Origin of the sequence: Streptomyces cynarae (genome assembly GCF_025642135.1) — a bacterium.
Classification (GTDB): domain Bacteria; phylum Actinomycetota; class Actinomycetes; order Streptomycetales; family Streptomycetaceae; genus Streptomyces; species Streptomyces cynarae.
Genome location: NZ_CP106794.1, coordinates 281630 through 308446, shown reverse-complemented (window position 1 = coordinate 308446; position 26817 = coordinate 281630). Strand labels below are relative to the sequence as shown.

At 69.6% G+C, this 26817-nt stretch carries 23 protein-coding genes and 3 pseudogenes; 10 read left to right on the top strand and 16 right to left on the bottom strand.

Features of this window, described 5'->3' with window-relative positions; genetic code table 11:
- Positions 1–258, bottom strand: a 258-nt coding sequence (locus tag N8I84_RS42575) for a hypothetical protein (RefSeq protein WP_263235499.1), incomplete at its 3' end; no start/stop codon positions are given.
- 561 nt (positions 259–819) lie between these two features.
- Here N8I84_RS42575 and N8I84_RS42570 point away from each other — a divergent pair.
- The 4 genes from N8I84_RS42570 (at position 820) to tpg (ending at position 4067) form a co-directional block, all read left to right on the top strand.
- Positions 820–1905 carry a DEAD/DEAH box helicase family protein gene (locus N8I84_RS42570; protein WP_313884367.1) on the top strand — a complete coding sequence of 362 codons (1086 nt, stop codon included), beginning with the start codon at positions 820–822 and terminating at the stop codon, positions 1903–1905.
- Complete coding sequence (locus N8I84_RS42565) at positions 1797–2162, top strand: helicase-related protein (protein WP_263235462.1); 366 nt, start codon at positions 1797–1799, stop codon at positions 2160–2162. Before N8I84_RS42570 ends, N8I84_RS42565 begins: the two co-directional genes overlap by 109 nt.
- Positions 2163–2282: 120 nt before the next feature.
- On the top strand, positions 2283–3359 hold the full coding sequence (locus N8I84_RS42560; RefSeq protein ID WP_313884369.1) for a helicase associated domain-containing protein: 1077 nt from the start codon (positions 2283–2285) through the stop codon (positions 3357–3359).
- Positions 3360–3509: 150 nt separating this feature from the next.
- Positions 3510–4067 carry a telomere-protecting terminal protein Tpg gene (tpg, locus tag N8I84_RS42555; RefSeq protein ID WP_263234604.1) on the top strand — a complete coding sequence of 186 codons (558 nt, stop codon included), beginning with the start codon at positions 3510–3512 and terminating at the stop codon, positions 4065–4067.
- Positions 4068–4099: 32 nt separating this feature from the next.
- On the opposite strand, the gene N8I84_RS42550 is transcribed toward tpg, so the two are convergent.
- The 6 genes and pseudogenes from N8I84_RS42550 to mobF form a co-directional block, all read right to left on the bottom strand.
- Positions 4100–4582 carry a hypothetical protein gene (locus tag N8I84_RS42550; RefSeq protein ID WP_263235085.1) on the bottom strand — a complete coding sequence of 161 codons (483 nt, stop codon included), beginning with the start codon at positions 4580–4582 and terminating at the stop codon, positions 4100–4102.
- Positions 4583–5222: 640 nt separating this feature from the next.
- Entirely contained in the window at positions 5223–5966 is a 744-nt protein-coding gene (locus N8I84_RS42545) for an ATP-binding protein (protein WP_263234602.1), read from the bottom strand.
- Between the two features lie 97 nt (positions 5967–6063).
- Positions 6064–7568, bottom strand: a pseudogene (locus N8I84_RS42540) (Mu transposase C-terminal domain-containing protein); the annotation flags it as partial.
- A 164-nt stretch (positions 7569–7732) separates the two neighbouring features.
- The gene (locus N8I84_RS42535) at positions 7733–8458 is read right to left on the bottom strand and encodes an ATP-binding protein (RefSeq protein ID WP_263235458.1); all 726 of its coding nucleotides are present in this window, start codon (positions 8456–8458) and stop codon (positions 7733–7735) included.
- A gap of 761 nt (positions 8459–9219) precedes the next feature.
- The gene (locus N8I84_RS42530) at positions 9220–9723 is read right to left on the bottom strand and encodes a hypothetical protein (RefSeq protein ID WP_263235455.1); all 504 of its coding nucleotides are present in this window, start codon (positions 9721–9723) and stop codon (positions 9220–9222) included.
- Between the two features lie 188 nt (positions 9724–9911).
- A complete protein-coding gene (gene mobF / locus N8I84_RS42525; protein WP_263235453.1) occupies positions 9912–11966 on the bottom strand; it encodes a MobF family relaxase in 2055 nt (684 codons plus the stop codon).
- A gap of 375 nt (positions 11967–12341) precedes the next feature.
- Here mobF and N8I84_RS42520 point away from each other — a divergent pair, with 375 nt between their 5' ends.
- The gene (locus N8I84_RS42520) at positions 12342–12716 is read left to right on the top strand and encodes a hypothetical protein (protein WP_263235450.1); all 375 of its coding nucleotides are present in this window, start codon (positions 12342–12344) and stop codon (positions 12714–12716) included.
- Positions 12717–12764: 48 nt separating this feature from the next.
- On the opposite strand, the pseudogene N8I84_RS42515 reads toward N8I84_RS42520, so the two are convergent.
- Positions 12765–13056, bottom strand: a pseudogene (locus N8I84_RS42515) (DUF1048 domain-containing protein).
- A gap of 222 nt (positions 13057–13278) precedes the next feature.
- Positions 13279–13974, bottom strand: coding sequence for an SDR family NAD(P)-dependent oxidoreductase (locus N8I84_RS42510; RefSeq protein WP_263235448.1), 696 nt, complete (start codon positions 13972–13974; stop codon positions 13279–13281).
- A gap of 102 nt (positions 13975–14076) precedes the next feature.
- On the opposite strand from N8I84_RS42510, the gene N8I84_RS42505 reads away from it, so the two are divergent.
- Positions 14077–14949 carry a helix-turn-helix transcriptional regulator gene (locus tag N8I84_RS42505; RefSeq protein ID WP_263235446.1) on the top strand — a complete coding sequence of 291 codons (873 nt, stop codon included), beginning with the start codon at positions 14077–14079 and terminating at the stop codon, positions 14947–14949.
- Between the two features lie 173 nt (positions 14950–15122).
- On the opposite strand, the gene N8I84_RS42500 is transcribed toward N8I84_RS42505, so the two are convergent.
- Positions 15123–17246 (bottom strand): HEAT repeat domain-containing protein, encoded by a 2124-nt coding sequence (locus tag N8I84_RS42500; protein ID WP_263235444.1) that lies wholly within the window; start codon positions 17244–17246, stop codon positions 15123–15125.
- 300 nt (positions 17247–17546) lie between these two features.
- Here N8I84_RS42500 and N8I84_RS42495 point away from each other — a divergent pair, with 300 nt between their 5' ends.
- Complete coding sequence (locus tag N8I84_RS42495) at positions 17547–17822, top strand: hypothetical protein (RefSeq protein ID WP_055495995.1); 276 nt, start codon at positions 17547–17549, stop codon at positions 17820–17822.
- On the top strand, positions 17822–18220 hold the full coding sequence (locus N8I84_RS42490) for a PIN domain-containing protein (RefSeq protein ID WP_263235438.1): 399 nt from the start codon (positions 17822–17824) through the stop codon (positions 18218–18220). The genes N8I84_RS42495 and N8I84_RS42490 overlap by 1 nt, the downstream gene beginning before the upstream one ends.
- A gap of 324 nt (positions 18221–18544) precedes the next feature.
- On the opposite strand, the gene N8I84_RS42485 is transcribed toward N8I84_RS42490, so the two are convergent.
- Positions 18545–19279 (bottom strand): hypothetical protein, encoded by a 735-nt coding sequence (locus tag N8I84_RS42485; RefSeq protein WP_263235436.1) that lies wholly within the window; start codon positions 19277–19279, stop codon positions 18545–18547.
- 571 nt (positions 19280–19850) lie between these two features.
- Here N8I84_RS42485 and N8I84_RS42480 point away from each other — a divergent pair.
- On the top strand, positions 19851–20453 hold the full coding sequence (locus N8I84_RS42480) for a DUF6000 family protein (RefSeq protein WP_263235433.1): 603 nt from the start codon (positions 19851–19853) through the stop codon (positions 20451–20453).
- Between the two features lie 61 nt (positions 20454–20514).
- Here the strand turns inward: N8I84_RS42480 and N8I84_RS42475 are convergent, their stop codons facing one another.
- The 3 genes and pseudogenes from N8I84_RS42475 to N8I84_RS42465 all read right to left on the bottom strand — a co-directional run bounded on the left by N8I84_RS42475 (position 20515) and on the right by N8I84_RS42465 (position 22899).
- Complete coding sequence (locus tag N8I84_RS42475) at positions 20515–21639, bottom strand: transposase (RefSeq protein WP_449334055.1); 1125 nt, start codon at positions 21637–21639, stop codon at positions 20515–20517.
- A 284-nt stretch (positions 21640–21923) separates the two neighbouring features.
- Positions 21924–22025 (bottom strand): annotated as a pseudogene (locus N8I84_RS42470) (hypothetical protein); the annotation flags it as partial.
- 397 nt (positions 22026–22422) lie between these two features.
- The gene (locus N8I84_RS42465; protein WP_263235427.1) at positions 22423–22899 is read right to left on the bottom strand and encodes a carboxymuconolactone decarboxylase family protein; all 477 of its coding nucleotides are present in this window, start codon (positions 22897–22899) and stop codon (positions 22423–22425) included.
- Between the two features lie 70 nt (positions 22900–22969).
- Here N8I84_RS42465 and N8I84_RS42460 point away from each other — a divergent pair, with 70 nt between their 5' ends.
- On the top strand, positions 22970–23854 hold the full coding sequence (locus N8I84_RS42460; RefSeq protein WP_263235425.1) for a sigma-70 family RNA polymerase sigma factor: 885 nt from the start codon (positions 22970–22972) through the stop codon (positions 23852–23854).
- 233 nt (positions 23855–24087) lie between these two features.
- On the opposite strand, the gene N8I84_RS42455 is transcribed toward N8I84_RS42460, so the two are convergent.
- Together N8I84_RS42455 and N8I84_RS42450 are read right to left on the bottom strand one after the other, a co-directional pair.
- Positions 24088–24384: a hypothetical protein gene (locus N8I84_RS42455; protein ID WP_263235423.1), complete on the bottom strand. Its 297-nt coding sequence runs from the start codon at positions 24382–24384 to the stop codon at positions 24088–24090.
- A gap of 242 nt (positions 24385–24626) precedes the next feature.
- Positions 24627–26231 carry an ISL3 family transposase gene (locus tag N8I84_RS42450; RefSeq protein ID WP_263235494.1) on the bottom strand — a complete coding sequence of 535 codons (1605 nt, stop codon included), beginning with the start codon at positions 26229–26231 and terminating at the stop codon, positions 24627–24629.
- Positions 26232–26817: the final 586 nt, after the last annotated feature.

Below are 26817 nucleotides of genomic sequence, written 5' to 3'. Positions count from 1 at the left end.
CGAGGCGGCGTGATGCGCGGGCCGACCTGTCGGGGGGACCGCGAGACGCCGCAGGGACAGGCTGGCGATGGCGAGGAGACCGGTAAAGACGGCCAAGAGGAGGACGGACACCCACATCTGCCGGCTCCCGGGCGCCTGCCAGCCGGTCCAGGCCGCAGAGCCCGCCCACAGCAGGACACCCACGGCGTAGAAGGAGCGGACGCGATGCAGCTGCCGCACGGCCCGCAGGAACTGGATACGTTCAATCTTCGGTGCCATGCGGAGCCGTGTACCCCAGGGCGCGCTGTTCAGCAGTCGGGGTTTTTCGCTTCTGCCGTACTGCTCACCCTTGTTTTTGCTGCTGAGTGGGCCTTCGAAGTCGCGGCGTACTGCTGCACCTTGGTCTTCGGTCAGCCCCGCACTGTCAGGGAGGTCCAGGACGGCGCCGCAGTGCTTGCAGAGTTTCCCATCTTCGGCCGGCGTGCCGCAGGCCTTGCAGAACCGGTTGCCTTTGTTGTCATCAGTCTTCTGCGCCATGGCTCTCCCCGGCAGGCTGGGCTGTGATTGGACAGTGATGAATGCGGAGTACCCGCGGCTTCCGTGTCGATTCTCCAGGACATCTGCTTCATTTTTTAGTCTGCGATAGACTCTGGAATCAGACGGCTCCAGAGGTTCTGGGAATCTGTGACCCGCTGCACGGGGGTCATCTTGTCCCGCATCGGAGGTGTGGATCCGGTGTCTCGGTGGGCAATTTGGGCGAATATCCGTTGGCGACAGGCTAGTTGCTCGCGCCTTGGTGTGTGAGAGCTGTCGTCCGGCTCGCAGGAGAGAGTAGAGCGAATGGCTATGAAGGTACTTCGTCCTCATCAGCGAGAAGCCGTGGGCGCAGTGCTCCGGGCGCTCGAATTCCCTGCAAGATCCACTGTGCCTGAGCGGGGGCTCCGCACTCAGGTGATCATGGCAACCGGAACGGGCAAGACACTCGTGGCCACCCACAGCGCTGAGGAGCTCCGTGCGGGGCGCGTGCTGGTGCTCGTTCCCTCCCTGGATCTGCTTGCCCAGACCGAGGCCGCGTGGCGCGAGGGAGGCCGCACGGGCCCGATGGTCGGGGTGTCCTCGCTGCGGGGTGAGGAGGTGTCCTTCCCCAACACCACGGACGTGGGCGAGCTGGTCGACTGGGTGAGGCCGTTCGACAAGGTCACGGTGTTCGCCACGTACGCCTCGCTGGGGCTGGGCACGCTGGAGCGGGCCCACAAGGCCGGCCTGCCGGGCTGGGACCTGATCGTGGTCGATGAGGCGCACCGGTGTTCGGGCCGGATCGGGAAGCCGTGGGCGGTCGTCCACGACAACACCCGCATCCCGTCCCTGCGCCGCCTGTACATGACGGCCACGCCCCGGCTGTGGCAGTTGGACGGGGACTCCGAGCAGGGCGCGCCGGGCGAGCTGGTGGCGAGCATGGAGGACGACCCGGAGGGGCCGTTCGGCGCCAGGTGTTTCACCCTGACGCTGTCGGAGGCGATCGACCGGGGAATCTGCGCGCCCTATCAGGTGGTGTGCGTGGACATCACCGACACCCAGCTCCAGGCCGCCCAGTTGCTGGGGGCTGCGGGCCGCTCGGATGAGGTGCGTGGGGCGCGGCTCGCGGCGCTGCAGACGGCGCTGGTGAAGGCGTCGGCCGAGGAAGGGTTCCGCAGGACGCTGGTCTTCCACCACGTCGTCAAGGAGGCCGAGGCGTTCGCAGCCGCCTTCCCGATGTGGCCGCGCAGCTGCATGCCGCCGACCCTGAGCTGTACCCGAAGACGATCTGGGCCAACTGGTTGTGCGGCGATCACAAGCCGAACCACCGGCGGCGGGTTCTTGCGGAGTTCGCGGCCGGGATCGCCACGGATGGCACGGTCGTGGAGAAGGGGTTCCTGGGGTCGGTGAAGGTGCTGGGCGAGGGCGTCGACACCAAGAACTGTGACTCCGTCTACTGGGCCGACGTGCGCGGTTCCATGCCTGACCTCGTCCAGGCCGTGGGCCGGGCGCTGCGGATGCAGCCCGGCGAGGGCAAGGTCGCATCCCTCGTGGTGCCGGTCCTGCTCGGGCCCGGCGAGACGGTGGACAACATGCTGACCTCGCGGGCGTTCGGGGGTTGGCGAAGCTGCTGGAAGCGCTCAGGGCGCATGACGCCCGAGTGGTGAGGCTCTGGCGCAGCAGCAGGCTCAGAGCCGTGTCAGGGGCGTTCAAAGCCGCAGCGGGGGTCAGGAGGGCCGAGGCGAGGGGGAGAGGAAGGGTCTGGGCCGTCGGCTCCGGCCCGGCATCTGCTGAAGTTCTCCACGCCGCGTGACCCCGCGCAGCTGGCGGCGTTCATCAAACTGCGGGTCCTCAACCCTGAGCATGAGCACTGGCGGCGCGGCATCGAGGCCGCCGTCATCTACAACCGGCTCCACGGCGGCCTGAAGGTCCCGTTCACGTACCGCGTGCCCGGCGGCGACGACCAGGAGGCCAAGGTCGAGGGGTGGCCGGCCGCGCTCGCCGGGTTCCCCCTCGGGCAATGGATCGCCGACGCAAGAAGGTTCTATGCCCGCGGCGATATGGACGAGGACCGCGTCCAGCAGTTGGAGAAGCTGGGCATGGTGTGGTCGCACTTCGACGTCGCATGGGAAGAGGGCCTGGCCGCCGCGCGCGGGTGGGCTGCGGAAAACGGGCATCTCCTGGCACCGCTGGACGCCACCTACCAGGGCTACCGGGTAGGCATCTGGCTGAAGAACGCCAGGGCCGCGGCCCGGAAGGCTGCCGAGATCGAGCAGCGGCGTGCCGAGGGACTGCCGGTGGAGTCGGTAGCCGGCGCGCTGTCGGAGGAGCGGCGCGAGCAGTTGGAGGAGATCGACCCGTCGTGGTGCCCGGCCTGGCCGGTGGAGTGGCAGCGCGCCTTCCATCTGGTCCGGCTGCACCTGGAGGCCGGCGGCGAGCTGCCCATGTCGCCGGGTGGGATCGTGCACCAGGGCGAGGATCTGGGCCGGTGGGTGCGCTCGGTCCGGCTGGGCTGGGACGAGCTCACAGCCGTGCAGCAGTGGATGTGTGAGCACATCCTCGGCATCGAGCCCGCCACCGAGGACGAGAAACCACAGCCGCGCCGTACGCAGGCCGACAAATGGGCGATGAACTACGCGGCCGCCAAGCAGTTCTACGAGCGCGAGGGACACCTTCGGGTGCCGAGGAAGCACGTCGAGACGATCGTCCTCAGCGGTGGCGATGGAGACGGCGGTAGGGGCGAGGACCAGAAGGAACGGCAGCTCCGGCTTGGTGCATGGATCGGGAACCAGCGCAGTAGGGCCGCCACGCTGTCACCGGAACGCGTGGAGCAGTTGTCCGCGATCGGGATGCGCTGGGCGTAATTGACGGCGGTGGGGCGTGCGTAGCCGATGACAGCTGGTGCTGTCATCGGCTACGCCGGAACCGGTAGTCAGGGGCGGACGGTGTGGGAGAACTGACGCCACGGGCTGCAGGGGCTGGCCCTGTCGGCTGGCCGCTGGGGGGAGGCGGACATGGGGCAGATCGAGCAGGGGCTGGAGCAGGCGTTGCGCACCCGGCCCGTTCCCTCGAGCACCGAGGCCCGTCTGCGGTTTCTGCTGGCGACGCACAAGGGTTCCACCCGGAAGGTGGCCGTCGTGCTGGGGGTGTCGCAGCGCACCGTGCAGCGGTGGGTGACGAAGAGGCCCGGAGCGCGACGTCCGCCGGGTTCGCTGCATGTCCGGGCGATCGAGGAAGCGGTCCTGGCGCGGTGGCAGCCCCGTGTACGGGCCCGTCGGCGTGCACAAGCCGAAGCTAACGGGTTCGTCTTCCACACCAGGGCGCGATTCGGGTTCGCCGCGCCAGCAGGGTCGTCGGACGATCCGCGGGTGCGGTGGATCACCCAGGACCTGTCAGGAGAGGTCGCCCGGGAGCTGTTCGCCGCCCGGGACGCCGGCGCAGGCGAGCAGCAGCAGACGGTGATCCTGGCCCGGGCGCTGGGACACGCCTACTTTCGCGATCGGGGCCGCCGGGCCCACGGTCTGCATGTCTCTTTCAGCGACGTCGAGTTCGCTGACTTCTCGATCGGCTGAGCCTGCCCCGTCGCGTAACCGCGTCAGGGTGTTCAGCGTCGCGAGGGCCTGACGCGCCTGGCTGGCATCGCTTCGTACCTCTCGGCTTCCTGCCGCTCGCGCCAGTCCCATTCCATACGGCCGGCCGGGCCTTTGCGGCGGGCCGCGGGCGGCTGAGGCGGGCGCAGCCTGGCCGTCTCGGCCACGCGCAGCAGGTGTGCGCGGTCTCCTGGCGTGGCGAGCAGTTCCTCGTCCTCGCCGGATAGGAGCCGGGCGAAGCAGGCCGCGGCCCGCGGGAAGATGCCCGCCCACGGCGGTACGGGGTAGGCGGCGCAGCCGTCGGTGTAACGGGCGCGGTCGTGCAGGGCGGGCGTGGCTGCGGCGTCGTCGTAGTCGCGGGGGCGGGCGGTGGCAAGTTGTTGCAGAGAGGCGCCGGTGAACAGAGCAGCGGTGAGGGTCGCGGCCAGGCTGGGATGTGCGGTCGCTGTGTGAAGCCGGTGGGCGACTCGCTGGGCGGTGGGCGCGGTGAGAGGCACGGGTGGTGGGCGGTGCCGCCAGGCGATCGGCGGTGGCGTGCACGGGTCGGCGCAGGGGCGGGGGCTGTCGTAGGAGACGAGGCGTTCCAGTGCCGGCAGGGTGAGCCACCGGCTGGCGGCGCGGCGGGCTCGTCTGGGGGCGGGGGTTCGGCGATAGGCGTGCCGTAGTAGTGGCGGCGGGCGGCCGCGAAGTCGGCGGTGACGGAGTAGTCGACCGTCCGCAGGGCCTGATGCAGAGCGGCGGGAAGGTGAGGGCGGTGGCAGACCAGGGTCAGGTGGATACCAGCGAAGGCATGTAGCTGCAGGAGGCGCATCGTGCGGCGGGCAGTGAGGCGGTGAGCGCGCAGGACGGTCAGCCTGGTGACGGGCAGGGCGGTCAGCCAGGCAGTGGCGGCTTCCCAGGCGGGCTGACGACCGCCGGGAAAGCGGCCCGGGAGCAGGGGCGGTTTACCCAGGGCGACGAGAAGGTCGTGGGCGAGGCCGGTTTCGCTGGTGGTGCCCGGGCCGGGGTGCAGGGTGATCCGGCCGGACGGCGGATGGTGGGCGGCCAGAGCGGTGTGCGTGTGCAGCACGTCGTCATGACGGTCGAGAACCACGGTGACGGACGGCAGCGGCGGAGCAGGAGGCATGGACGGTGTGGTCAGGCGAGGCGGCTGAAGGCCCAGCGCAGCAGCTCCTGGTCGACGCGGGCACGTCCCGTACGGGCCAGTGCGGTACGGGTGTGGGCGGTCAGCTGGGCCCGGGCGCGGAAGTTGCCGTGCGCGGCGTGCTGATCGGCGAAGGCGATGTCCTCGGGGTCGGCGTCAGCCCAGACCGGGTGGAACAGCGGGATCACCTCCAGGACCTCGTCGGGTGTGAGGCGCGTGAACTGCTGCCAGATGAAGATGCGGGAGGAGAGCATCGGTTCGCGGCGCAGCACGGTGTGGCAGCCCGCGCCACCGACGAAAATGATGGCGAGCTGGGTTGAGGGTTCGTCCCAGAGGTAGCGGAAGTATTCGAACGCCTCCCCGCCTGGCCACTGGGCCTCGTCGACGAGGAAGGTACGGGAGCGTTCGGCCAGGGCCGTCTTCAGCAGACGGTCGAACTCGCTGGGGTGACGCGGTGGCTCCCCGGCCAGGTCGAGCGCGGTGAACAGTTCGTAGCGCACCGCGCGGGCCGTGGGACGGGCACGGAAGGTGATCTTTCGGACGTCCTCACCGGGTTCGAGTCCGCGCAAGCAGGTATTGACGGCGAGGGTCTTGCCGAAGCCGGCGCCGCCATGGATGCACATCATCGCGCGGGCAGCGACCGTGTCGGTGATGTTCTCCCGGGCAGTGAGCAGGGCGCGGGTGGTGACCACGGAGGCGTCGGGCAGGTCGACGTACTGGTAGGTGGCCGCGGTCACGAGGCGTCTCCGTCTTCAGCGGTGGTGGAGGGTACGGCCCGTCCGGCCGGGCCGTCGGGGACTGCAGGGGCGGAGTCACGGCCTGGCGGGAGCGGGGCGGGGCGGGCGGCGCGGCCAGAGAGGGCGGGGTGCGCCAGTCGGCCGGGGGTGCGGCGTGCGGGATGACGTCCGGCATCGCGAGCTGCGCGAGGTCGGATTCAGCAGGCTGGGCGAGTTCGGCCTCGACCTGCGCGGTGGTCAGCGCGCCGAGCCGCCGAGGGGCTCGGCCTGGGTAGCGGCGGCATAGCGCTCGCGCTGCGAGGCCTCCAGGTCCTTCTTCAGGCGGCGCGCACGGGCGGCCCGCGTTTTCCGTACGGCACTGACCTGTTCCTCGGTGGCCTGATCGGCCAGGTCCGCGGGACCGAGGTAGCGGCCAGTGGCGGCGTGGTAGACCTCGATGCGGTGGTCGTGGTGGGGCATGAAGCGGATCCGGACCTGGATACCGGCCTGGCCGGTCATCCACGGCCCCACGTAGTCGCGTCTCCTGAAACGGATGCCGCGGGTGGTCAGCATGCGAGTACCGGCGTCCTCCAGGGTGAACGTCCACAGATCCGCGGCCGGCACGTCCCGCAGCGGGGTGGGATCGTCCTGCCACGCCTGAAGCGGAGTCTTGCCCCGCAACGGCGCCGGGCGGTGCTCGGTGTTCCACCAGAGCGTCCAGGCCAGAAGCTGGGTGGTGAAGTCCTCGAAGCCCAGCAGCACTTCGTCCTTCGGACGGAAGGAGCGTTTGCCGGGGCACGGCTGGCGGGCGTAGCCGGGCAGCGCGGCCAGGAACATGCTCTCCACCGCACGGTTCAGGCCCTCCACGGTGCCCTTGAGGTGGGGGGTGTAGGCGGGCAGGTCCTCCACCGTCACGTCCAGGAGATCGAACGCTGCGGTCACCGTCCGGGACAGGAAGTCCTTGCCACGGTCCACCCGTACCTTCTCGGGCACGCCGCCGAACGGGCCGTAGGGGTCCTCGCGCAGCACGGCGGAGCGCAGCGCAGCGAGTACCGACTCCCGCGACGGATGCCCGGGCGTGACGGCAACGCCGGTGATCGCGTTGGTGGCGCAGTCGGTGAACCAGGTGATCCACGGCCTGCGGGCATGGCCGTCGACGTCGACCAGCACCGCCGCCTGGACGTGGTCGGTCTCCCACACCTGGTTCCGCCAGCCCCGCAGCCGGGCCAGGAACACATCATGCTTGCGCGCCGCCCGCTCCCCACCTGCAAGCCCGGCCCGCTCCCCCGGCGTCAGATCACGGCGGATCGCCCGGTGCAGCGTCGTCAGCGACGGTGCCTCCACGGGCGGGGACTGACGGGCAGCACGCACGACCAGCTCGCGGTGGACCGCCCGCACGTTCCCCTTCCACAGCGCCAACAGGCTCCGGACTTCGGGCGTGATCGTGAACCTCGCATCGACTCGGGAGCGTGCGCCGGGGTAGGCGGCTGCGGTCTCATCGCTCTGAGCGGCGGCCAGCCAGCGCCACACCGTGCGCTCCGACACCCCCAGCGCGTCTGCAGCCACTCGTACGTGTCCTGCTGTCAGCTTCTTCCCTGCCCGTAGTGCGAGCAGCCGCCGCACAGCCGGACCACGCAGTGCCGTCCTCGACGCCACAGGCAGTCCGCCGCCTGCGCGGACCGCGTCATCGTCCTCCATGTCAGCTCCCCTCACGCGGGTAGGACGTCGTCTGTTGCCAGGTGCCGGGACCGTACGATCGCCCTCCCGCCCGTGCAGAAGCGCTCCGGTCACAGCGGCGGCGCGACCCGCTTAAACAGTCGCCTCAACAAACCCCGGTCGACGGATGCGTCAGCAGTGGTGAGCAGCGCGTTCTGCAGGTGCGCAGTCAAAGCGGCCCACGTGCGGAACGTGCCGTGCGCGCACGACTGGTCGATCCACGTCAGATCCGGGGACGGGACGGTGCGCCACAGCGGATGGAAGCCAGTCACCACGGGCGCCACTTCCGCTGCGTCCAGGCGCGGAACCTCCTGCCACGCGACCACTCGCGACGCCAGCTGCGGCAGCCGGGACAGCGCCCGCTCGCTGCCCGCCCCGCACAACACCAGCGTGATCCGCGTGCCGGGGTGGTCCCACAGGCTCTGCAGGTACTCCAGGCACGGCGCGGGCAGGCGCTGCGCCTCATCGACCACCAGCACCCGCGCCTCACCCAAAGCTTCCGCGACCGCGGCGTCGGCCAGCGCCGACGTGTGCGGGAAGCGGCCCGGCAGCGCCAGAGCGTCGAACACCGCCCGCCTCATGCCGGCCACCGACGGGCGCACCGGTACCGGTACCCACGTCACCTTCCAGCCCGGGGGCACTTCGCCAAGCGCCATCCGCACAGCGACGGTCTTGCCCCGGCCCGGGTCACCGAACACACACACCGCGCCCTGGGTCGCCATCGCCTGCCCGACCGCCTCGGCCACCGCCCGCACCGACGACGTCCGCACCAACTGCGCGCCCGCCGGCAACGCCACACCCGCCAGCGCGCCGCTCTCCCCACCGGCAAGCCGCTGGTCGCCTCTGGCCCGAGACGCGGTGGCGCAGACGTCTTCACCGCGCCGCCCCCATGCGGCCCGGCCAGGGCGAGGTCAGCCAGGGCCTGCCGCGTTTGCTGCTCATCCCGCTCCCGCCGCACCACCGCGCGGTCCGGCAACACCCTGCCGGCCTCCAAATCCTGGCGCACCACCCGGTACAACGACGCCAGCGAGGGCACCTGGCCCCCGGCCTCCTTCATATGCCGGTGCAGCGCCGCCACGTTCCCGCCCGCCTGCGCCAGCACCTCCCACGCCTGGTCAGAGACCTCCAGCCGGGCCCGCGGCCTGCGCTCCATGCGGCCCTCGGCCCGCGCCGCCTCCAGCCAGCGCCACACCGTGCGCACATTCACTCCGCCGACCTGGGCGCCCGCACGCACATGCGCCGTCGTCAACGCCCCGGCCGCATCAAGCTCCAGCAGCCGCGCAACCAGCACCGGCCTGGACACCCTCAGCCCCGCCGTGACCTCACCCCACGCGCCCGGCTCCCCCACCGCACACCCTTCCGCCCACGGAAACCGTCACCGACCACCGTGCCGCCGTGCAGTCCTCGGAAGGATCAGAAGTGCCGTTCCCAAGACAGCGGAGCGGAGCGGGGTGTACCGCCCCATGACAGCCGCGACGGCACCACACACCGCCCCACGGCAGCGACCCCGCCCATCCTCAGCACCCCACCAGCGAAAACACCCAGTTCTGACGTCCCGTCACTGACACCCACCCACCGACACCAAACCGGAACATCGCAGCTGGGTGAACTCCGTCCAGGCGCCCTGCAGGTCGGTGTGCCAGGCGGCTTCCTCAGTCCAGTAGTGAGGCAGGCCCTCGGTCATGAAGCACATCCCCACGGCCGTGATCTCACCGGCGCGTGTCCGCGCGGCGCGGCGCAGCCGCTTCAGCTCATCGTGAGCCTCGGCGCTCAGCTGGTCCTCGACACCGGCCTCTGGCTCGAGCCCGTCGCCGTCCAAGACGGCGAACTCCTCTGCGGCGAACACATCGCTGTCGAAGTACAGCACCCGCGCGCCGCACGTGTGGGCGAGGTCGATGAAGTCTGCCGCGCTGACCTCATCACCCGTCAGCAGCACGCGTCGGCCCTCTCCCTCCGGTAGGGCAGCCAGGGGTGTCAGCCCTCTCGCCTGAGCCCATGCGGGGATCTGATCGACAAGTTTCTGCAGATCAGCGCCGATGGTGCGCTGAACCGGAACCGACACGAGAATACTCCCTCCAACCCGTTCGCCACCCTTTGTAGCGAACCAGTGACAGAGAGTAGAGATCAGGTCTGACAACGGGCCGCCGGCCTCATTCGCTATCCGGCAGGAGCGGCGCGAGCAGCACAAGACCGCCACGGGCCTCGACGTCTGACGCCGATGCCTCGACACCGACCCCGCGACGGTCGCCATCACACCCGACTCCGTTTACCTGCCTGCAGGCTTCGCTCGCCGGGCATCGTCGGTGCGCACCCCGCGGCGTCGGGTGCGCTCAGTGGCCGGCCTCCCCGGCCGCGGTGCGGTCCGGGCTCCTGCGGGCGGTGCGCCTGCTGGTCGTCCTGGCGTACCGGGTGCACTGGGTAGGCATCGTCCTGTTCGACGTAGCGGTCCGCACGGGCGCGGGAGTCGTTGGCCACCTTGGTGAACGCGTCCTGGAGGTGGCGCAGCCGCTCGGCCGTCAGATCGAGGGCTTCCACGTCCGTGCGGGACCTCCTCAAGGCCCGCAGCGCCGTCAGGTCGATCACCTCCCGGCGCCCGGGCTCCGGCTCCTGGTCGTCGCGCTCGGAGTCGGCGGCCGGGGGCGCGAGCAGCTGCTCGGGCATCGCCGCCTGCTGGTGCGCGACGACGTCATACGCCCGGCCCCGCGCGGCGGTGACGGCGGTGCGCAGCTTCTCGCGGACCACCGCGCCGGCGAGGACGGCCCGCTCGTACTGCAACGGGACGCGGGGTATCTCCCACTCCCCCGGCTCCAGGTCCGAAGGCCGGGACGCGGCCGGTGTGCCCGGGCTGGCCGGGGGCTGCCGGTCCGGGGCGGTGGTCAGCGGACGCCGGGCGGGTTCGAGGTCGGCCAGCGACCAGCGGGCGGTGTAGAGGCGGTAGGCCGGTAGCAGACCGCGCAGCGTCTTCGGCTCGCTGATGTCCACGCAGTACGTGGCGAGCGCGGCGTCCACGATTTGCTCGTCCAGGCCCGGCTCACGGCGGCGGCCACGCAGGACGAAAGCGAGGTGACGGCGGGCCTCGGCGAGCAGGTGCCGGCGGTGGAACCGGCCGCCGCTGTTCATCACGAACACCGTCGCGGCGACGTCGACGGCCGCCAGCGCTATGTCGACCACGGCGGCGACCCGGGCCCGGATCGCCGCCGCTGCGGCACGGGCGTGCTCGAGAAGGGAGTTGATGACGTCGGCGGCGACACCAGAAGTGAGGATCGCGCTCTCCTTCCACTCCTCGCGCAGCTTGGCAAGGGTCCGGGCCTTCTGCTTCGGCGGGCGCGTCATCTTCGCGGCGATCCGGTTCAGCTTGGCGCGGGCCCGCTCGGAGACCACGGGCAGGAACCGCGGGGTGCCGTCGTCGTCGACGGCGGTGACGTACTCGTGCTCCAGCTCTGCCCGGCAGGCGGCGATCTGGTCGCTGCGCCGGGACGTCCAGCGGATCAGCTCGTACGGCACACCGGCGACGTCCATGACCGGTCGGCGGCCGGCGGTGACGGTGCGCGGCTCGGAAGCCAGCACCAACGCCTCGCACGCCTCAGCCATCACGACTTCGTTGTAGAGCGCGGAGGCGGCCACCGCGTTCTCGTACAGGACCTCGGAGTGCACCGAGCCCCAGATGCCCTGCCCGTTCCTGTCCTTGTGCGGGCGCTGGGCTTTGACGGACAGAAGGAGATGGTCATGCAGGAGCGGCATCCCGGAGCGCGCCTCATAGTGGCGGAACCGCGCGGCGACCAGACCATGCACCGGGCGGTTCTGATAGATCCCCTTCGCGCCGAAGCGAAGGATCGCGGCCTCGTCCTCGATCCAGGCGAGCACGGCGGCAATCGCCCGCTCGTGCGCGGCCTCGATCGCCGTGCGGGTCTCCTCATCCCCCAGCGCCCACAGCAGGGTGAGGGTGGGCTGTGGGCGGAAGACCAGATCGAACCCGGTGACCTTCACACGCCGACCGAGTGCCCCGGCCCGGCGCGCGGCCGCAGGCTTCTTCCCCGCGGCGAGCTTGTCGGCCTCGATCCGGTCGGCGTACGGGTGCCGGCCCTCGCCCAAGAGGTTCCGCAGCTGCGCTTCGGTGACGACGTCGCCCGCCTGCAGACCGAGGACGGCAAGGCCCCTACCCATCCATCGCCCGGCCGGGACCCCGGCCTCCTGTTGGGCCTGAGCGAGTGGCGTGCGGGCCGGTCGGCGGCCGTCGCCGACGATGACCTGGCGCAGGTAGTAGCGGTACATCTGCCCGGCGGTGATCAGCTGGATATCCATCATGGAGACCACGCCACACGGCCCTGACCTGCGGTGAAAGGCCGATCAAGCTTACGTCCCGCCAGGCGGGAGCAGCGCCCGAACCTTCTTTCTCAGGTGCCCGCCAGGCGGGAAGCGGCTCCAGCCGGCAAGCCAGTGTCATCGCTCTCCGGCAACACCCGGACAACCACCCGACCGAGACCAACAAGCACCACACACCGCCCTATACGGACGAGTACCCATCGGCCCCCGGCACTCGCCGGGGGCTTCGTCGTGCTGCCCGGGAGAACACCGTGCCCACGTACGAGACACTCCGCCGCTTCACCGCCGACCCGAGGCGGTTCCCGACCCCCCTTGCCGACCGCCTCACCCGCCGAACGCAACCGCATCCGCGCAGCGATGGACCGCATCCTGGCCGGCCACCCTGAGCACTCCAACGGCGCCCTGACCATCGTCGCTCTCGCGCTCGAGGCCCAAGTCCCCCGCAACGCGCTCACCCAGCGGCACACCGACCTGAAGGCGGAGTTCTACGAGCAGGTTCGGGCCCGGGGAGGGACGCCGGACAGCGAGCGGCGTCTGCGCCAGCAGGTCCGGCGGCTCAAGGAGCTCAGGGCAGCCGACGCAAAGGAGATCACCCAGCTCAAAGCTGATGTCGAGGCACTGGTGGGTGCGCTGCACCAGGCCACGGTGGAGAACAGCCACCTGCACCGGCAGCTCGCCGACCGGCGTGCACATGCGATTGTGCGCGTGCAGCCGACGCAGACGACGCCATGAACCCCGCCGTGGTGGAACCGGCAGTGTCGCGAACCGGTCCGGCGACTGTCACTTCCTGGCCGCGCCGGGTTCCCCGCTCATGGATTCCTGGTAGGCATCTGCGTAGGTGGGAGAGTCCTTGATCAGGTCGTCGCAGAACGCGGCGGCATCGGTGCCGATGAGTTCCAAAACTCCCTCGCCCGCGGCGACGCCCTCCTCGAAGAAGTCGACGATCCCAGGGGAGCCCGTCGGGCAGGCTGACCAGTCCGACCTTGAACAGGTACTTCTGCATCTCCTTGTAAACGATCTGGTAGTCCGGCGGGAGTGCCTTGACCCCGGCCACGTGCGCGGTGACAAGCACGGCTACGTCTACCTCGGGACTGTAACCACCGCAGCTCTGCTCATCGGGCTGCGCAGCTGAGTCCCGGTCTCCAAGGCCGTTGAGTCTGCCGCACACGCCATCATCCAGCCCAACAAACCAAGACGACCCTGGGGGCATGCCCGGCGAGATGAAGGATCTCGGCATGAGTTCGCCACTCTGGATCCCTCGTCCGTGCCGGGCACGCCCCAATTCAGGGGTGGATCACCAGGCCATCTCACCGTGACGGTCGCGGAAGGTTCCCGTCGGTCCGTTGGGCCCGATGGTGGCGAGTTCGACGATCGCGTCGGTGCCCTCGGTCACGGTCTGCGGGCCGCTGTGCCCGTTGAAGTCGGTCGCGGTGTAGCCCGGGTCGGCCGCGTTCACCTTCACGTCCGGCCAGGACTTCGCGTACTGCGTGGTCAGCATGGTCACGGCAGCTTTCGACGCCGTGTAGAGCGGCGCGAGGTTCCTCGACTCGACGCGCTGTGCGTCGTGGGTGGCCGCGAACGATCCCATACCGCTGGACACATTGACGATGACCGGGCTCGCGGACTTGCGCAGCAGCGGCAGGAACGCGTGCGTGACCCGGACGATCCCGACGACATTGACCTCGAACACCTCACTGGCGTCAGCGGCCGTGATCTGGTCGGCGGGGCTGTGCGTCCCGAAGACGCCTGCGTTGTTGATCAGGACGTCGATGCCGCCCTCGCAAGACTCGATGTCGGCGGCGGCGGCAGCCACCGACGCGTCATCCGTCACATCGATCTGGACGAAACGGGCACCGAGTGCGTCGGCGGCCGCCCGGCCGCGCTCCGGATCACGCGCACCGATGAGGACGGTGTGACCGGCCTCGATCAAGCGGCGGGCGGTCTCATACCCGAGGGACTTGTTGGCTCCGGTGATGAATGTGGTCGTCATGCGTCCACTCTCGGCCCGTGACGAGAGGCCAGCCAGTGCTCTCCGTGACGGTAGGACAGCCAGTACCAGGCACGACGACGGCCCGGCAGACACAATGGCCGAGTGGACGAGACCCTGGGAACGGCACTGCACCGCTGGCGCGACCGCCTTTCTCCGGCCGACGTCGGACTGACCTCACGGCCCGGACGACGCGCGGTGGGGCTGCGACGCGAGGAACTGGCAGAACTCGCCGGGCTGTCGGTCGACTACGTGGTCCGCCTGGAACAGGGCCGCGCCAAAAGCCCATCGGCGCAGGTCGTCGCGAGCCTGACCAGGGCACTGCAACTGCAGCCCATGGAGCGCGATCACGCCTACCGGCTGGCCGGCCTCCTGCCTCCCCAGGAGGGAACGGTCTCCACACATGTTCCGGCCGGAGTCCAACGGATGCTGGCCCGTCTCGGGGAGTTCCCCGTGGGCGTGTTCAGCGCCGACTGGACCTTGCTGTCCTGGACCCCCGCATGGTCAGTGCTGATGGGCCATCCCAGCGCACGGACACACGACGAGCGCAACCTGGCACGGGCGGTCTTCGCCGCAGGGCCCAGCCGGCTCGCGTCGTGGCCCGTGCTCCAGGACGACGACGCCCTGAAAATTGCCCTCGTCGCCGACCTGCGCACAGCTCTCATCGACTACCCCCGCGACCGCGGCCTGACCGACCTCGTCGAGGAACTGCGTTCGGTCAGCGCGGAGTTCGCCCGTCTGTGGGACGAGGGCACGGTCGGCCCGCACGTCTCGGCCCGCAAGACCGTGGTACACCCCCAGGTGGGTGAGGTGATCTGCGACTGCGACGTGCTCACCGTCCCAGGCTGCGACATCCGACTCGTCGTCTACACGGTGGCCGCGGGTTCCGCCGATGCGGAAAAGCTGGAGTTCCTGCGGGTCACCAACGGTGTCCGCGCCGAGTCGCCTCCGGGGCCCGGTCTGTTCTCTACGCCGTAACGATCGGGCCGGCCGGATCGAGTCCAGCATGCAGAGGTCAGGTCCTTCAGTGAAAACGACCGTTCACGGCTCTCGTCATGGACGTGCGCCTAGCGACGGCGCGCAGATGTCTGCCCTGACGGAACGGCACGCTGGGGGCGAGATGGCGGTGGTGGCGGAGGGGTGGCGCAGCCTCAGGCTGTTCTCGGTGCGGCGGCTCCCGGCGCTGGAGGATCGAGCCGGGTGATGAGGGTATGGCCGATGCGCTGGAGTTCCTCGTCGTGGTCGATGCTCTGGAACCTGCCGCCGCGTCGGGGCAGGGCCAGTTGCTCGCGGAGCAGGGGCAGGGCCGGTGCCGCGAGGGGGCCCATGCGGTCCAGGCATGCCACGACGTGGTTGGCCGTCGCGGGGTTTTTGGCCATGGCCTGCAGCAGGGCGTTCAGGACGGCCGGCGCCTCGGCCTGGCCGCCGATTTCCCAGAGCGCGGCCGCGCAGTGCACCCGGACCCATTCGTAATCGTGTGTCAGGAGGCTGCGTAGGCGCGGCAGGGCGGCGGAGGCGGGCGGGCCGATCTCGCCGAGCAGATCAGCCGCGTCGCTGATCCGGAAGGTGATGCGGTCGTCGAGGAGGCCGAGCAGGAGCGGCATGACCTCGGCCAGGTCACCGTCGACGGCCCACAGCGCGGCGACGGCGGCAGGCCGTACGTGCGCGTCGGTGGCGGTGGTCAGCAGCCGTATCGTCTCCCGTGCGCTGGCCGCCGCCGGGCCGAACGCCCCCAGCGCATCAAGAGCTGATCGCGTGACGCGGTCCTGCTCAAGGCGCACCGCAGCACCGAGCGTGTCCACCACCACAGGAAGCGCGGCCGGGTCGCCCAGGGTGGCCAGGGCGGAGAGGATCGCGGTGGCGCTCATCTCGGTCTGCTGCTGGGAGAGGTCGATCCGGCGCAGGTGGTCGCAGAGCCGGGGCACCAACTGGTCCGCCGCCTGCAGCAGATGCCCTGCGACCTGGATCGCACGCCAGGCGTCGACGACGTTGTCCAGCGCGGCCAGCAGACTCGGCAGCGCGCGTGCGTCGGCCAGGCGCGCCAAGGCCCGCACGGCCTCCTGGTGGCTTCTGCGCAGCAGCACGTCGGGGGCCGCCCATACGTAAGGGCCGTGCACCGCGCGTTGGGCATCGATGTGTGCGGCGAGGGCCTCCCGGGCCGGGGCAGCGATCGGGTGGCAGGAGGCCAGGACGGCCGCAGCTTCGGCGGCAACCTCCTGATCGGCCGTGGTGAGCTGGTCGGCAACCAGCATCAGGAGCCGGGTGTGATCCCCGCGCCAGGTGCGCATCAGCTCCCCGCTCATACGGACCGCGTCCAGGCGCGAGCCGAAGTCGGGGCTGCTCAGCTGCTCTGCCAGCACCGCGGTGCGCTCGGGCACCCGGGCCCCCAGGGCTTCGTGGAACGTACGCAGCAGCGCCGTGGTCGGTGCGTATACGCGCGTGCGGCGGTCGAGATCCTCGAAGGCGGCGACGATCTGTGGCGCAACGTTGTCCGTGGGTGCCGTCGGGCGGCTCGGGGCCGGTGCGATCGGTTGTACGGGTAGGGCGCGGGCGGTCTCGCGCAGCAGGCCGACGGCGGCCGCCCCGGTGTCCTCGCCGATCTCGTCCGGGGCGCAGCGGGCCCGCTGGACAAGGGCCGCGAGCCGAGTCGCCGGGTTCTGGGCCGGGTCGGTGGCGAGCTCGGCGAGCCAGTCCATCACCTGTTGCGAGGCCGCCGGCATGCGCAGTGCCAGAGTGGCCGCCGCCTCGACGATCTGCAGCCGAGCCGCGATGCCTTGCTCGGCGGCCAGCCGCTCGCGCAGCATGGCGGCGGCCTGGCGGGCGTCGTCGAGGAAGAGCCCGAGCCCGCCGATCGCGGCCAGGCGCACGTCCGGGTCGGGGTCGCGGGAGAGTTCGGCGAACTGCGCACCCCGCTCGCGCAGGAAGGCGACGGCTTGCGCGTAGCCCATCGGTGGGTAGTACTCGATCTCGGTGCCATCGTCCTCAAAGCCCCGCTCGAGGGACTCCCGGCCGATGCTGACCAGCAGCGCGACCACGGCGGCCCGCTCGGGCGTGGCGCCGTCGGCGGCCAACTCGAACAGGAAGGGCAGGCTGGCCGCCGTGGGCGGGTACACGCTGCCCTGGTGGTGAACCGCACCGTAGAAACGGTCCAGGGCCTTGCGGCGTTCCACGGCGTCCGGGGAGCGCAGCGCCCACAGCAGCGCCGGCACCTCCTCGGCCGAGCCGTACGCGCGCTCCATCGACGCCCAGTCGATGTCATCAAGTCCGTCGAACATGATCAGAACCATGACAGGCGTCACTGACAACAGGGGCGTCCCTGGACGGGACCGTACGGCCAGGAAAATCGTCCCCGCCCCGGCAGGACCTATCGCCGGGCCACGAGGCACCTTGTGTCCCGCAGCTCAAGCGCACACCTTGCGTACCAACCGCGTGCAGGAGACGTGTCCTCTCCCGGTCGCAGGGCGTACGCCAATCGGCCCGGCGGGGGCGATCTTCCGTACGGGCGCGGAGGCTAACCGGGAGCATGCTGCCGTTTTCCTCTACCAACGGTAGAGGACGCGAGTAGAGTGAGGAACATGGCAGCAGACGAGACGAGCATCAAGGTGAGCACGGCCGCGCGGGACCGGCTCGCCCAGCTGGCGGCCGAGCACGGCACCACCATTCGCAACCTGGTCGAGGACCTCGCGCAAGGCACTCCGACCCAGGCCGAGTACGCCGAGCGCGCCGAGCTCGCCCGCGCCGAGCTCGCCTCCGCCCTCGGCAGCGCGCCGAGCCCGGAGGCCGAAGCCAAGGCCCGGGCTCTGCTCGAGCGCCTGGGCGCCGCCTCGCACGGTCCGCGGGCGGCGGCGTAGTGGCGGCGATCGCGGTCGTCCTGGACCACACCACCGCCGCGGCGCTGTACGACCCGAAGGACCCGTTCAACGAGGCGGTGGCCGCGTTCTACGTCCAGGCCTCCGGCGGACTCGGTGATCTGTACGCGCCGGTGCTGTCCCTGACGGCCGGCGACGCCGAGCGGCCCGGCCTGCTCGGCTACATCAAGGGCCTGCGGTTCATCCGCATCGAGGCCTTCGATACCGACGCCGCGGTCACCGCCACCGAGCTGCTGCGCTTCGGGCACCCCTGGGCCGCCGTCCACGCCATCCACGCCGCCCGGCCCTCCGCCGCCCACCCCAGCGGACGGTTCCTGCTCACCCTGACGCCGAAGGCGTACGCGGGCACCGGCGTCCAAGCCGTCCACCCCGACCAGTAGCCGTCAGCCACCCGGCCGCAGAAGACGGTAGCCCCCGCCTGCCCTGCCGTCACGATCGTCGCTTCGCCCTGGGCCTGGCCAGTCGCTACCCGGACGAGGGCGGCCGGGGCTACCTCGTCGAGCAAGCTGTGGCCCGCAGTGATCGCCTACACGGTCGCCCTGGCGGCCCAGGAGACCGTGACTCGCGTACAAAGCCAGCCGCGCGGCCCGACAGGGCCACAGGCACCACCCTCACCGATGCCGAGGTGAGGGTGACGCCTGTGGCACTGTCGGGGTCCGATCCCCTGCGTCAAGGTAGGCCGGGGCGCGCCGAACGCTCCCGGATCAGGCCGTGCCGGTCTGGCCTGCGCCGACCACCGAGTGGAGGGTGAAGGTGTCGGATGCGGCGGGGACGGACAGGTCGACCGCGACACCGTAGTGGGAGAGGTAGGTAGTCGATGTGATCTTGGCGGTGCTCGTCTGCGTCTGCTCCTGCATCTCCACCGGCAGGTTCTCACTGTTGACCCAGAGGTCGATGTGGTCCTCGGCAACCCCTTCCGCCGCGAGTTGCTTCTTGAGGAACTTCACGTCGTCAGGCGTCAGGCCCTCCTTGCTGGCGATCAGCTTGGCGGTGTCCAACGTGCCCGTGTAATGGGTGGTCGTCACCCCGCGTACCGTCTCCCGGCCCACCTTGCGCAGATCCCCGCTGGCCATCAACATCCGTACGTCCATAGCAGGGTTCGACCGCTTCATCTGGTCGGTTTCGGCCTTGCCTCCGTCACCTTGCGCGGCGAGAAGGGCGAGCGGCTCCTTGAGCCAGTGCTTGCCGCCCGTACTGGCCACCTTCTGAGCGGGCACCTTCATGTACATCGCATCGCTGCGGATCTTGACCTGCAGAGAGGGAACCGGCGTTGGAACGGAGGACTTCACGGACACGGTCACGTTGGCCTTGAAACCGCCGGCCCAGTCGCTGTCCCCGACAATGTGCATCTGGCGCACGGTGCCCGTGGTGACGGTCTGGTCCATCTCGGTCGAGTGGATCTTGGATGTGGCGTTCTCCACCTTGAGCAGGTAGTCCACCGGTGAGACGGCGACCGGTGACGGCGCGGCGGACGCGTGTTGGCCCGTCGTGGAAGCGGACTTGCCGTCGCAGGCGGAGACTGTGCCCAAAGTCGCCGTGGCGGCCGTGACCGCCAGAGCCGTACGGAACCGCATGCCACGCATGGCGCGCCCCCCGTTTTCTATTGTCCGAAGATCGGATGTTCGAGTGGTGGGCGCAGAGTAGCGCACGGAACCAGCCGGGTAGCGGCGAGGTCGGGCGAACTGGGGTGACCCCCCGGGCGGACCTGCCGTTCGCGTCTGGAGGAGCCCGATCCCGAGGCATACGGCCGGCGCGGAGGCTTCAGGGGCACCGAGGGCGACAAGGAGCTGGGTGCAGGGGATTTCTGGGCCGCTGTCGGTGGAACCCTGGAGTGGCTCTGTGCATGAGATCGATCGGACAGCAGTTGTTCACCGGATTGGGTTCTGGCTCAACTTTTGTGGAGTAATAGCGCTGCGTGCTGTCGAAAGCCTGCTCACCCGTCCCGGGGCCACTGCAGGCGTATTCCGCCCCACGCCCTCAGCTGCGTGCTCGTCGCGAGAGGATGGGGTGGTGATCCGCTACGACACCGAGATACAGGCCCTGTACCGCCGCTATTGCCTCCCCGCGCGCCGCTACCTGAAGCTCGGCGGAGCGGTACTTCGCATGTCGCGCGAGGAGTACGAGCCGTTCGTTCAGCACCTGGCCGCTGATGCGAAGGCTGTTACCGACGCCGAGCTCACCATCCTCTTCGAAGGCAGCTGGCGCGAGCGGCGGACCGCGGCATGGCTCGCCGCCGCCTCGCGCCGTGACCACTTCCGCGAGCGTCTGGGAGCGCTGCTGCTGGAGAGTGAGGTCTGCTGCGCGGGTGGGGCCTACTGTGTGGCACTGGCGAGTTTCGGCACCGCACGGGACGCCGACTTGCTTGCCGCTTACCTGGATCGCTACCTGCGTCGGCCCGACCTCGCCTACGACCAGCCGACAGCCATGGGCGCCCTGGCCTACACCGACTCCGTCCTGCACGGCGACCGGGCCAGCCACTTCCTCCAAGAGGGTGGCCTGTGGCGGCAGTGGTTCCAGGACGCGCCCCACATGCACGGCGATGACGGCATCTCCGCCTACGTCGGCGGCATCCGCCTCGCCTGCGCCGTCATAGACGAATGCGCCGACACCTGACCCCATTGGCTTTGTTCACTGCGAAGACTCTGGCTCAACGCCCGTGACGCGGCCGCCTCCGTCACGCCAGTAGGACGCGCTTGCGGAGAAGTTGGAAGCCTGCCCGCCCGAACATCTGGCGCTTGAGCATCTTGATCCGGTTGACATGACCTTCGACCGCACCTGAACTCCAGGACAGAGTGAGTCCGGCGGTGACGGCGTCGAGGTCGCGGTAGATGCCGGCGGCGAGGGTGTGGAGGCTGGGCAGGTCGTCCTGTCGGACGGCGTCGAGCCAGTTCGGGAGACGCTCGCCTTGGCGGTCGGTGAGCATGACCGCGAAGGACCGGACGTGTCGGGTGAGTGCGTCGAGTTCGGGGCACTGGGTGCGGACGGTCTTGAGCTGGAGTTGTTCGGGCTCGGTGAGGGTTTCCGGGCGTCTGAGGATCCATCCGGAGACCGTTCGGGGCGACGGCGGCCGGGCGGTCAACGGTCGCGGTGAGGTGCGCTTCTTGTGCAGGTAGGCGCGGACGCGCTGGTAGCTGCCCTTGTAGCCGAGCGGCACGATCTCCTCCCACAGCTTCCATGCGTTGGTGAAGCCCTCGTTCCAGCGGTCGTCCAGATAGGGCTTGTAGTCATCGAGGACCGAGGCCCGGTTCTGCCACTGGCCGGTGAACAGGTCCTCCGGCTTCGCGGCGTCGGCGCACCGTTTGACGGTGTGCCAGGCCATGCCGAGCTGCCGCTGGACCGAGCGCCGGCTGTGTCCTGCCTCCAGGAGTGCGTGAACGGCGGCGTGCCGGGACCTGGTCCGGTCGGCGAACCGGTGTCCGGTCGGCCATGGTGAACCGGGCGGTTCTTCTTCTTGCGGGGCGGGCTCAGGCTCGGGTTCGAGGGTGGCTGGGATAAGGGCCCGCAGGCAGCGGCGGTGCTGGGCGACGGTCCGTTCGGCGGCCTCGCTCAGGTTGTGCCAGAGGTGCCACCGGTCCGCGACCTGGACGGCCTGCGGGGCGCCGGCGGAGGCGCCTTCGGCGAAGAACGGCGCACGGTCGCGGCAGACGACTTCAATGCCCGGCCGTTCGGCGAGCCAGGCCGCGAGACTGGACGCCTCCCGGTCCGGCAGCAGGTCGACGGGACGGCGGGTCTCGATGTCGACGAGGACGGTGCCGTAGTGGCGGCCCTTGCGGGTGGCGTACTCGTCGACGCCGACCACCCGCGGCGCGGGGGCCTCGGGTTCGGGCAACGCATCGACCAGCCGGAGCACCGTGCTGCGGCTGACGGACACCCCGAGAACGCGGGCATGCGGGCTCCGGCCCGGCCCGCGAGGGCCAGGCCGACCGCGGCCAGGGTGGAGCGCAACCGCTCGGTCCGCTGACCGTGTCGGCGTGTCAAGCCGGGTATCTGCTCGACGAAGGTACGGCGTGCGCAGCCCGAGTTCCCGCAGGTAAACCGACGGACCCTCAGCTGGAGAACAACGCTTCGGCCACCGCTCGGCACATCAGCGGGAAACCGCAGGTAGGAACCATGAACCTGGTTCGACCAGACGCCGCAGACCGGGCACGGGGCGCCGTTCGCGATGCAGTGCGCGTCAACGCGCACTATCTCGATGTTCACGTCCACCGACAGCACCGCGACGTCCGCGATCGACGGGAACAACAACTCCTTCAGCCGGAGCGTGACCTCTTCCACAGCCTCGAACTGTCGGCCCGACTGCCTCGTCCACGGACCATTTTCGGGCGACTTCGCGCACGTCTCGAAGGTGTCCGAATGTCACTCAGAGTGGCCGCGTCACAGAAGTTGAGCCAGAACCCCGGATTGAGAGGCGGATGGAGCCAAGGCGGGATTCGAACTGTTCACGAGTTCGGGCAGCGTCGGTCTCGCGTGTGACTTCGCCTGGGGGCCCGAGGCGGTGCTGGTGGCAGAACTCCTCTGCTACCAGCACCTTTGCTGAGGACGGCATGCACGTCGGGTTCTGATGAGACGTCAGCGACGCCGGTTACCAGGTAGCTCCGGCGGGCTCCTCGATGGTGGTGTTGATGCGGTTGAAGAAGTTGGTGAGGCCGATCATCAGGATGATCGCGGCGAGCTGTTCCTCGTTGAAGTGGTCCGCGGCCTCGTTCCACACCTCGTCGGGGACGGCCTTGCCGGAGCGGTCGGCGATCCGGGTGGCGGCCTCGGTCAGGGTCAGGGCCGCGCGCTCCTCGTCGGTGAAGAACGGCGCCTCGCGCCAGGCGGCCACGACGTGGAGGCGTTCGTCAGTCTCGCCGTGCTTCTTCGCGCCCGCCACGCCGGCGAACACGCAGGCGCTGCAGCCGTTGATCTGGCTGGCCCGCAGGTGGACCAGCTCCAGGATCTGCGGGGAGACGCCGCCCTGGTACATGGCCTTGTAGATGTTCTGGATGCCCTTCATGGCGTCCGGCAGGACCAGAGCGGGGTTCTTCATCCGGGCGGTGGTGGTGATCGCGGCGTTCATCTGATGCTCTCCTGGTGATCCGTTAGCGTCTGTCACTGGACCGACGGATCCGGACGCGGGGGTGTGACAGGTGAGCGAAGACTTTTTCCTGGCCGACCGTTTCGAGGCGGAGCGGCCCGGGCTTCGGGCGGTGGCCTACCGGATGCTGGGGTCGCTCGCCGAGGCCGAGGACGCCGTCCAGGAGGCGTGGTTCAAGCTCAGCCGCGCCGATGTGAGCGACGTGAAGAACCTGGGGGCCTGGCTCACCACGGTCGTGGGCCGGATATGCCTGGACATGCTGCGCTCGCGTACCTCGCGACGGGAGGGTCCCCTGCCCGAGCAGGACGGGTCCATCCGGCTTCCGGACCCGGTGGTCACCGCGCTGACCCGTGTCGGCCCCGAGCAGGAGATCCTGATTGCGGACTCGGTGGGCATTGCACTCATGATCGTCTTGGAGGCCCTCTCCCCAGCCGAGCGACTGGCCTTCGTCCTGCATGACATGTTCGACGTGCCCTTCGACGACATCGCCCCCATCCTCGGCCGGACCACGGTCTCCACCCGGCAGCTCGCCAGCCGCGCCCGCCGCCGGGTCCAGGGCGCCGCCCCGGCGGCCGACACAGACGTTGCCCGCAAGCGCGGCGTCGTGGACGCCTTCCTGGCCGCCTCCCGCGGCGGCAACTTCGAGGCGCTTCTGGGCATTCTCGACCCCGACGTGGTCGCGCGTTCCGATGGCGGCACGCTCGTCCCGAGCATCCTGCGGCGCGGCGCAGCCGACGTGGCGTCCCAGGCGATCACCTTCGCCCGCTTCGCGGCGGACGCGCGTCTGGTGCTGGTCAACGGCACACCCGGCGTTGTCTCGTTCGTCGAGGGACGACCGCTGTCCGTCATGTCGTTCACCATCTGGGACGGCCGCATCACCGGACTCGACATCCTCACCGATCCTGACCGTCTGACCACGCTCGGCCTGACCGCCTGACCGATGCCGGCCACTCCCAAGCGGACGCTGCCCACGGGGACCAGAGCGAAGGCGCGCTCGACCGGGTTGGGCGCTGTCAAATCTCGTGAACATCGAACACAGCGTGGTTCGGGTGCCTCCCAAATTGCTGAACAGCTGCTGCCGAACTTCGGTTCTGGCACAGATCTTGGGGAATCGTTGCGGAGGGTGACAGGTTCGTTCGATTGCAGGGAGGGGCTCGACCCCAGGCACAGTTAGCGTTCACGCATTCTGGTCCACCACCAGCACATCGTCGCCCACTCGCTGTAGTTGGGCTCCGGCAAGGTGCGGCGCTCGAGTTCCTCATCGATACGCGTGATCAGTCGGCCCAAGTCCCGTTTGGCTCCGGGTGGAAGGTACAGCATCGCCCACTCCAGGTCATCGCGGGCATCTCCCACCCCGGGCGAATCAAACGCGGAGGCGTCCAGGTAGCGTCCGGGCTGCTTAAAAGCCCACTCGAAACACGAGAGTGCCTTGGCGACCGCGTTGGGCCACAGCTCCTGGTCTTCCACCCGGCGGATCGCTGCACGAGTCCGCGCGGAGACACCGGGGACCTTCAGGACCGGATACTGCCGTCGTGGCCGCCACCGCTGTGCACGGACGGCCTTGGGACGCCTACGCGGCATCGCCCTTTCGGATCAACATGAGGCCATCCTGCCACGGCTGGGCACCTGCATGCACTGGCTATACGCCGTGCAGCAGAGGGTTCCTACTATCCGGTTCTCGCGCAGCTCTTGGGGATCGTCTCGGAGTGCTATTGAAGAAGGATCATCTTGCGGAGTAGTTCGAATCCGGCTCGCCCGTAGAGCTGCCTCTTGATCTTCTTGATGCGGTTCACGGCGCCTTCGATGCTGCCGGAACTCCAGTCCAAGGTGAGGCCGGCTATCACGGCGTAGAGGTCCCGGAGCAGGTGGAGTGCGAAGCCGGTGAGGCCGGGCAGTTGGCTGGCATCGACTGCGTCGATCCAGGCAGGGAGCCTGGAGCCGAGGCGACCCGTGAGTATCTCGCCAAAGTCGCGGACATGCCCGGCGGCCATGTCCAGTTCGGGGCAGCGGGCCAGGACCTCCTTCAGACCGGCACGGTCGTCCTCGCTCAGCGCGGTGGGGTGTCGGGTGAGCCAGCCTGTCACCTGGGGTACCGTCGGAGGCCGGTGCGGTGTGCCGACCGGAGACTCGCGGAGGGTGGCGATGTGGGCGCGGACCATCTGGTAGGTGACGGGCGCGTTGACGGCAACGAGTTCGTTGTGGAGGAGGGTGACGCTGGTGCATCCTGCGGCGAATCGACGCTCCAGGTAGGGCTTGTAGGGGTCCAGCCTGCTGGGTCGGGGCCGGTTGTCGCGGATGGTGTCCTGCCAGCGTGCGGCGTTTGCATACCGGAGCACGGTGTTGAGGCCCCAGCCCAGGTGCCGGGCAATCGCCCGGCGTGAATGGCCTTGGGCAAGCAGCTCGTGGACCAGTGCGTGCGCTGCCTTCTTCCGCTCGGCCCGCCGGCCGACGGGCGCCGAGTCGTCCTGCGGCCGTCCTGAAAGCAGTCCGGTGGCCTCCAGTAGCAGGCCGCTGGGCGAGGGACTGCGCAGGCAGTCGCGGTGGGCGGCGACGCAGGTCTCCACGGCTCGGCCGAGGCCCTGCCACAGATGGAACCGGTCGGCGACCTGCAGAGCATCGGGGGCACCGCGGCGGGCACCTTCGGCGTAGGCGCTGGCGCGGTCCCGGCAGATGATCTCCACGCCGGGGTGACGCATCAGCCAGGCAGCCAGCGGCCCGGCTTCGCGAGTCGGGAGCACATCGACAACGCGATGGTCTTCGACGCTGGTCAAGACGGTTGAGTAGGTCTGGCCGCGACGGATCGCGAAGTCGTCCACGCCCAGCACACGCGGCGTGCTGAACCGTGGATCGGGCAATGCCATGACCCTGCGTAACAAGGTCATCCTTCCCGCGCCGAAGTTCAGCTCGGCAGCCAGCCGAGCACCGGCCCGTCCGGCCAGCGCGAGCCCCACTCGCGCCAGGACGTGGTTGAGCCGAGTGGTGAACCGTGCGTGCGGGGCGGCCAGCCGCGAGAACGGCTCGGCGAACGTCCGACGCGGGCAGTCCGCCGACCCACAGATGAAGCGCCGGACCGTCAGCCGGATCAGAAGGCCCTGGTCAGCGAGCGGAAGGTCTCTCAGCCTGCGCAGATAGCGGTCGTGGACTCGATCCGAGAAGCGGCCGCAGGTCGGACATACAGCCCCGGCCGCGCGACCTCTCGCCACCACCTCGACCGTGCCGAATGCAGCCGTAACCGCCTCGACATCCACATCGTCGATCCCATCGAAGACCAGCGACTCCCAAAACGGTGCATCGGTCTGCATGACCAGCACCATCACTGTCCACAGCCGACAACAGCAGCCGCCAGCAGGCATCTGAGGTTGCGTCACATTCAACCGTCGGACGACAAGGCGTACGCGGTCTCACGCGAAATGTCCCCTCGCAATCGAACATCGAGGTAACACTCCGCGACCACTCCCCAAGATCTGTGCCAGGACCCGAACTTCGTGAACAAAGCCAACACCTGCAGGGATTTACCGCACCGCTCGCACCATCCGACCTCTGCACGCAACAGCGCCCAGCGCTTCGGGAGGCGCCATGGTGGCCGCCGTGCGTCGGGATGCTCACGACGAAGGGCAGCAGGGCGCAGCCCAGGAGGCACTGACCGCCAGCCGGCTCGCCTGACCGCCACGGGGCCATCGGGAAGGAGGGACGACAGGGGCACCCCACCCTGCCGCGGCCAGTTACTCCTCAGGGGGCGGTCCCATGCAACGTGCGACCGGGCACGGGACCGCCAAGCCCTGCCGTCCTGTCCGAGCCGGGCACTGAAAACCGTACGAAGACACGCTGCCCAGCGCACGCCCAGCAGCACGCAGGAGTGGCCTGCGCGCCCGGCGGCTGGAGAAACTGGGCATAGGTCTG